The organism is Micromonospora sp. 4G55, from assembly GCF_016803375.1.
The window spans coordinates 1-5,491 of record NZ_JAEVHN010000422.1 but is presented as its reverse complement, the minus strand read 5'-3'; the positions used below and the strand labels follow the sequence as shown (position 1 = coordinate 5,491).

Sequence of the window (5,491 nt, the reverse complement as noted above, 5' to 3'; positions counted from 1 at the left end):
GTCGACCAGGGTCATCCGGCCGGTGGTGACGGTGCCGGTCTTGTCCAGCACGACCGTGTCCACCTGGCGGGTGGACTCCAGCATCTCCGGCCCCTTGATCAGGATGCCCAGCTGGGCGCCCCGGCCGGTCCCGACCAGCAGCGCGGTGGGCGTGGCCAGACCGAGCGCGCACGGGCAGGCGATGATCAGCACGGCGACCGCGGCGGTGAACGCGGCCGTCGGGCCCGCCCCGGTGCCGAGCCACCAGCCGAGCGTGCCGGCGGCCAGGGCGATCACGATCGGGACGAAGGCGCCGGAGATCCGGTCGGCCAGCCGCTGCACGGCCGCCTTGCCGGTCTGCGCCTGCTCCACCAGCTTCGCCATCTGGGCGAGCTGGGTGTCCGCACCGACCCGGGTGGCGGTGACCACCAGCCGGCCACCGGCGTTCACCGTCGCGCCGACCACGGTGTCGCCCGGGCCGACCTCGACCGGCACCGACTCGCCGGTGAGCATGCTGGCGTCGACGGCCGACGTGCCCTCGTCCACCACCCCGTCGGTGGCGACCTTCTCGCCGGGGCGGACCACGAACCGGTCCCCCACCGCGAGCTGGTCGACCGGGATCCGGGTCTCGACGCCGCCGCGCAGCACCGCGACGTCCCGGGCGCCCAGCTCCAGCAGGGCGCGCAGGGCGGCGCCGGCGGTCCGCTTGGAACGGGCCTCGAAGTACCGGCCGGCGAGGATGAACACGGTGACGCCGGCCGCCGCCTCCAGGTAGATGTTGCCGGCGCCATCGGTGCGGGTGATGTCGAGCCGGAACGGGTGGGTCATCCCGGGCATCCCGGCGTCACCGAGGAAGAGCGCCCAGAGCGACCAGCCGAACGCGGCCAGGGTGCCGAGCGAGACCAGGGTGTCCATGGTGGCGGCGCCGTGCCGCAGGTTGATCCAGGCGGCCCGGTGGAACGGCAGCCCGCCGTAGACCACCACCGGGGCGGCGAGGGTCAGTGACAGCCACTGCCAGTAGGTGAACTGCCAGGCCGGCACCATGGCCAGCAGGATCACCGGCACGGTCAGCGCGACCGAGACCCACAGCCTGGTCCGCAGGCCGCGCAGCTCGTCGACCGGCTCGGCGGCCGGTCCGGTCGTACCGGCCGGGGTGGGCGGGGGCGGCAGGACGGCGGTGTAGCCGGTCTTCTCCACCGTGGCGATCAGGTCCTCCGGCGTGACCTCGTCGGCGTACCGGACGGTGGCCTTCTCGGTGGCGTAGTTGACGGTGGCGGTCACGCCCTCCATCCGGTTGAGCTTCTTCTCGATCCGGGCGGCGCAGGACGCGCAGGTCATCCCGCCGATGGCCAGCTCGATCCGGTGGGGTGCGACCGGGAGGGAGTTCGTGGTCGGGGTCATCGCGGCACCTCCGATCAGTTGTGCCCGTGACCGGGGACGCCGTGGCCGGCGTCGGCGGTCGGGGCGGGAGCGGTCGGGGCGGTGCTCGGCGTGCTCGCCGGGGCCGCCGGGGCGTCGCCGGCCAGCACGGTGAACTCGGCGGTGTGCACCGCCCCGCCGTGCCGGAAGTCCAGGTAGAGCCGGTAGCTGCCGGCCGAGGGCACCTCGGCGGCGAAGCTCACCGCCGGCCCGGCCGGGGTACGCCCGTCACCGGGCACGCCCTCCGGGTGCACGTGCAGGTACGCGAGGTCGCCCTGCCGCAACGCCACCAGGTGCCCGTACGCGCCGAGGTAGGGCTCCAGGTCGGTGACCGGATTCCCGTCCCGGCTGACGGTCAGCGTCAGCTGGCTGGTGCGGCCCGGCTGCGGCGTGCCGGTGAGGGTGACCGTGTAGCCGTCGACCGTGGTGCTGGCGGCCGGTGCCGGCAGCGGCCGGGGCTGGAGCTGGCCGGGGACGGTCACGTCGACCCCGAGGGTGAGCGGCTCCCCGCCCGACGGGGTGAAGTCGGCGAAGGCGCGCCAGACGCCCGGCCCGCCCAGCGGGGAGTCGACCCGCCAGGTGCCGTCGGCGCCCAGCTCGGGGTGGACGTGCCGGAAGCCGGACAGGTCGCGCCGCGCCACGATCAGGTGCATCCGCTTGTCGTGGGCGACCTCGTAGCCGGTCACCGGAGCGCCGTCGGGGCCGGTGATCCGGAAGGCGAACTGCCCGGTCGGGGCGTCCACCGGCTGCATGGTGTAGCCGCGATCGGAGACCAGCAGCCCGCCGGGCAGATGCGCGGCAGCGGCGGGGTCGCCGCCGTGCGAGTCGGAGCCGCCGTGCGAGTCGGAGCTGCCGTGCGGGTCGGAGCCGTGATCGGCGCCGGCGGGCTCGTGGCGGGTTTCGGCGGCCGGGGTGACGGGGCCGGCCAGGTGGCCGACCCCGTACGCCGTGCCGAACACCGCCGCGAGGCCGAGGGCGAAACCGCTCAGCTTCGTCGCCGTGTTCATCGGAATACCTCGGTTCTCTGGGGTCGTGACCCCGTCACGCCTCGACGAGGTCGTACCCGGCCTCGTCGACGGCGGCGCGTACGGAGTCGATGTCCAGCGGGCTCGCACTGGTGACGGTGACCCGGCCGGAGGCCAGGTCCACCTGGACGTCGCTGACGCCCTGGATCGCGCTCACCTCGGTGCTGACCGAGTTGACGCAGTGCCCGCAGGTCATGCCCTGCACCTGGTACGTGGTGGTGACCATGGCAGCTCTCCTCTCGCATCCCATGCTATACCCCCCAGGGGTAGCTCTCCCGAGGACCGTAGCATACCCCCCAGGGGTACGCTATCCTGGTTGCCATGACCACACCGAGCACCCCGACCCGGGGCTACACCGCCAGCAAGGACCAGCTGCTCGCGCGGCTGCGCCGCGTCGAGGGCCAGGTCCGCGGCGTGGAGAAGATGGTCGACGACGACCGGTACTGCATTGACGTGCTGACCCAGATCTCGGCGATCCAGGCCGCCCTGGACAAGGTCGCCCTCGGCCTGCTCGACGGCCACGCCCGGCACTGCATGCACGAGGGGGCCGCCGAGGGCCGCGCCGACGAGATGGCCGCCGAGATGATGGCCGCCGTCGGCCGCCTGATGAAGCGCGGCTGAGCCCGCCCTCCGCTTCGGGACGTTCGGCCCGGTCGACCCGGGCCCGCCGCCCCCGGACGTCCGCCGTCGGCGCGACTCGCGTCGGAGGTGACGACCGGGACCGGTGCCACCGGCACCGGACCGGCCGCCCGAGTCACGGACGGAGGGCGGCCATGATGGGGTACGGCCCGATGGCGGGCCTGATGTGGATCTGGCCGGTGCTGGCCGGCCTGGCGGCCCTGGGCTGCCTGACCTACCGGCTGGCGCAGTCGCCGCCGTCGACGGCCGCCGCCGCCGCGGCGCGGACGATCCTCGACGAGCGCTATGCGCGCGGCGAGATCGACGACGAGGAGTACCAACGACGGCGGTCGGCACTGCGGACCGGAGCCTGACCGCCGCGGTCACCCCGCCGGCCGGGACGCCGGAGCCACGACGGCTCCGGGCGCCCCGGCGGCGGCGGTCAGAGCCGGGCGAGGATCTTCTTCATCGCGTCGATCTCGCCCTGCTGGGCGTTGACGATCTGCTGCGCCATGGCCTTGGCGTCCGCGTTGGCGCCGCTGGCGAGCTCCTCCTCCGCCATGGTGATCGCGCCCTCGTGGTGGGCGATCATCATGGTCAGGAACTGCCGGTCGAACTCCTGGCCGGAGGCGGCCGCCAGCTTCGCCATGTCGGCGTCGGACATCATGCCCGGCATGCCGTGGTCGTGGTGGCCGCCGGACGGGCTGCCGGACGGGACGGGCCGGCCCCACGCGGTGAGCCAGCCGGTCATGGTGGCGATCTCCGGTGCCTGGGCGGCCTTGATCTGCGCGGCGAGGTGCTTGACCTCCGGGTCCTCGGCACGGCTGTCGGCCAGCTCCGACATCCGCACCGCCTGCTGGTGGTGCGGGATCATCATCTGGGCGAACATCACGTCGGCGTCGCCGAACGTGGCGGACGCGCTCGCCGAGGGGCCGGCGGGGGCGCCCGCGCCCGGCATGTCGTGGCCGGAGCCGGCCTGGTGGTCGTCGCTGCCGCAGGCGGCCAGGGCGAGAGCGGCGCTGAGCGCGACGCCGGCCAGGGCGGCACGGCGCGCAATGGTACGAGTGGACACGATCAGACCTTTCGGTGTTGGAAACGTACGCAACGGACGCGGGACGCGGCGGGGCCGCGTCGGGGCGTCCTATCTGCGCAGCACCGACACCGTGACGAGGCGGAGCCCGACCGGGCGGGGTGGCGGAGCGCGCGGCCCACGCGACGGCCCCGACGGGTGGCGGGTGTCGACGGCGGGGCGGGCACGGCCGAGCAGCAGCGTCGCCAGCAGCAGTGCCACCGTGAACGCGCCGAGCACCGCCAGGCAGACACTCCAGCCACTCGGGGCACCGCCCGGCTGGTCGGCGGGAAGCGCCACCGCGTCGCCCTGGCCGGCGAACGACACCGCCAAGGCGACCTGGGCGACCGGAACCGCTTCGGGCGCGGCGGCATGGGCGGCCGGGACCGCCTCGGGCGCGGCGCCGTGGGCAACCGGGACCGCCTCGGGCAGGGCGGCCTGAGCCAGCATCACCCGCTGCGACACGGCGGCGTGGCCGTCCGGGTGGGACGCGACGGAGTGCGTGCCGTGGCCGATGGTGTGCATGGCGGCCAGCCCGAGCACGGTGCAGGCGAGCAGGAGCAGCCGGGCCCACCACCCGGCCGGCCGCGCCGTCGCCGTTCCCACCCGACCACGCTAGCCCGACTCGGGCGGGATCAGAGGCGTACCCGGCGCAGCAGTTGGGCGTTGAGCGCCACCACGATCGTCGAGGCGGACATCAGCGCCGCGGCGAGCGCCGGGCTCAACGCCACCCCCGCGAAGGCCAGCACGCCGGCCGCCAGCGGCAGCGCCACCACGTTGTAGCCGGCCGCCCAGGCGAGGTTCTGCCGCATCTTCCGGTACGCCGCCCGGCTCAGCCGGACCACCCCGGCGACCCCGCGCGGGTCGGAGGAGGCCAGCACCACCCCGGCCGACTCGATCGCCACGTCGGTGCCCGCCCCGATCGCGATCCCCACGTCCGCCCGGGCCAGCGCCGGCGCGTCGTTGACCCCGTCCCCGACCATCGCCACCCGCAGCCCCCGGCGTTGCAGCGCGGTCACCTTCCGGTCCTTGTCGGCGGGCAGCACCTCGGCGAAGACCTCGTCGACGCCGGGCCGGAAGCCGAGGTCCGCGGCGACCGCCTCGGCCACCGTCCGGGCGTCCCCGGTGATCATCGCGATGCGGCGGACCCCCTCGGCACGCAGTTCCGCGATGGCCTCCCGGGCCTCGGGGCGTACCTCGTCGGCGAGCGCGAGCAGGCCGAGGACGGTGTCCGGCAGGCGGACCAGGTGCAGCACCGCGGCGCCGCGCTCCGCCCAGCGCCGGGCCGCCGGCTCCAGCGCCTCGGGCAGCTCCAGCCCCTGCTCGCGCAGGAGCGCGGGGCCGCCGACGCGTACGGCGTACCGTCGATGTCGGCCCGGAC

8 protein-coding genes are annotated in these 5,491 nt (G+C 75.0%); 2 read left to right on the top strand and 6 right to left on the bottom strand.

All coding sequences use genetic code 11. From position 1 onward, the window contains the following. From JNW89_RS26305 to JNW89_RS26295, 3 genes are all read right to left on the bottom strand, one after another. Window positions 1-1,380 (bottom strand): cation-translocating P-type ATPase (locus tag JNW89_RS26305; protein ID WP_238451002.1); only part of this gene is annotated, 1,380 nt, incomplete at its 3' end. A 14-nt stretch (window positions 1,381-1,394) separates the two neighbouring features. Further along, entirely contained in the window at window positions 1,395-2,405 is a 1,011-nt protein-coding gene (locus tag JNW89_RS26300; RefSeq protein ID WP_238451000.1) for a hypothetical protein, read from the bottom strand. A gap of 34 nt (window positions 2,406-2,439) precedes the next feature. Next, window positions 2,440-2,649: a heavy-metal-associated domain-containing protein gene (locus JNW89_RS26295; RefSeq protein ID WP_238450998.1), complete on the bottom strand. Its 210-nt coding sequence runs from the start codon at window positions 2,647-2,649 to the stop codon at window positions 2,440-2,442. A 95-nt stretch (window positions 2,650-2,744) separates the two neighbouring features. Here JNW89_RS26295 and JNW89_RS26290 point away from each other — a divergent pair, with 95 nt between their 5' ends. Both JNW89_RS26290 and JNW89_RS26285 read left to right on the top strand, forming a co-directional pair. Then, complete coding sequence (locus JNW89_RS26290) at window positions 2,745-3,044, top strand: metal-sensitive transcriptional regulator (protein WP_154939970.1); 300 nt, start codon at window positions 2,745-2,747, stop codon at window positions 3,042-3,044. Between the two features lie 152 nt (window positions 3,045-3,196). Beyond that, complete coding sequence (locus JNW89_RS26285; RefSeq protein ID WP_238450997.1) at window positions 3,197-3,415, top strand: SHOCT domain-containing protein; 219 nt, start codon at window positions 3,197-3,199, stop codon at window positions 3,413-3,415. Window positions 3,416-3,483: 68 nt separating this feature from the next. Here the strand turns inward: JNW89_RS26285 and JNW89_RS26280 are convergent, their stop codons facing one another. From JNW89_RS26280 to JNW89_RS26270, 3 genes are all read right to left on the bottom strand, one after another. Next, a complete protein-coding gene (locus tag JNW89_RS26280) occupies window positions 3,484-4,113 on the bottom strand; it encodes a DUF305 domain-containing protein (protein WP_238450995.1) in 630 nt (209 codons plus the stop codon). 69 nt (window positions 4,114-4,182) lie between these two features. Continuing rightward, a complete protein-coding gene (locus JNW89_RS26275) occupies window positions 4,183-4,716 on the bottom strand; it encodes a hypothetical protein (RefSeq protein ID WP_238450993.1) in 534 nt (177 codons plus the stop codon). Between the two features lie 29 nt (window positions 4,717-4,745). After that, window positions 4,746-5,491: HAD-IC family P-type ATPase (locus JNW89_RS26270; protein ID WP_238450991.1), on the bottom strand; the 746-nt coding region annotated here is incomplete at its 5' end.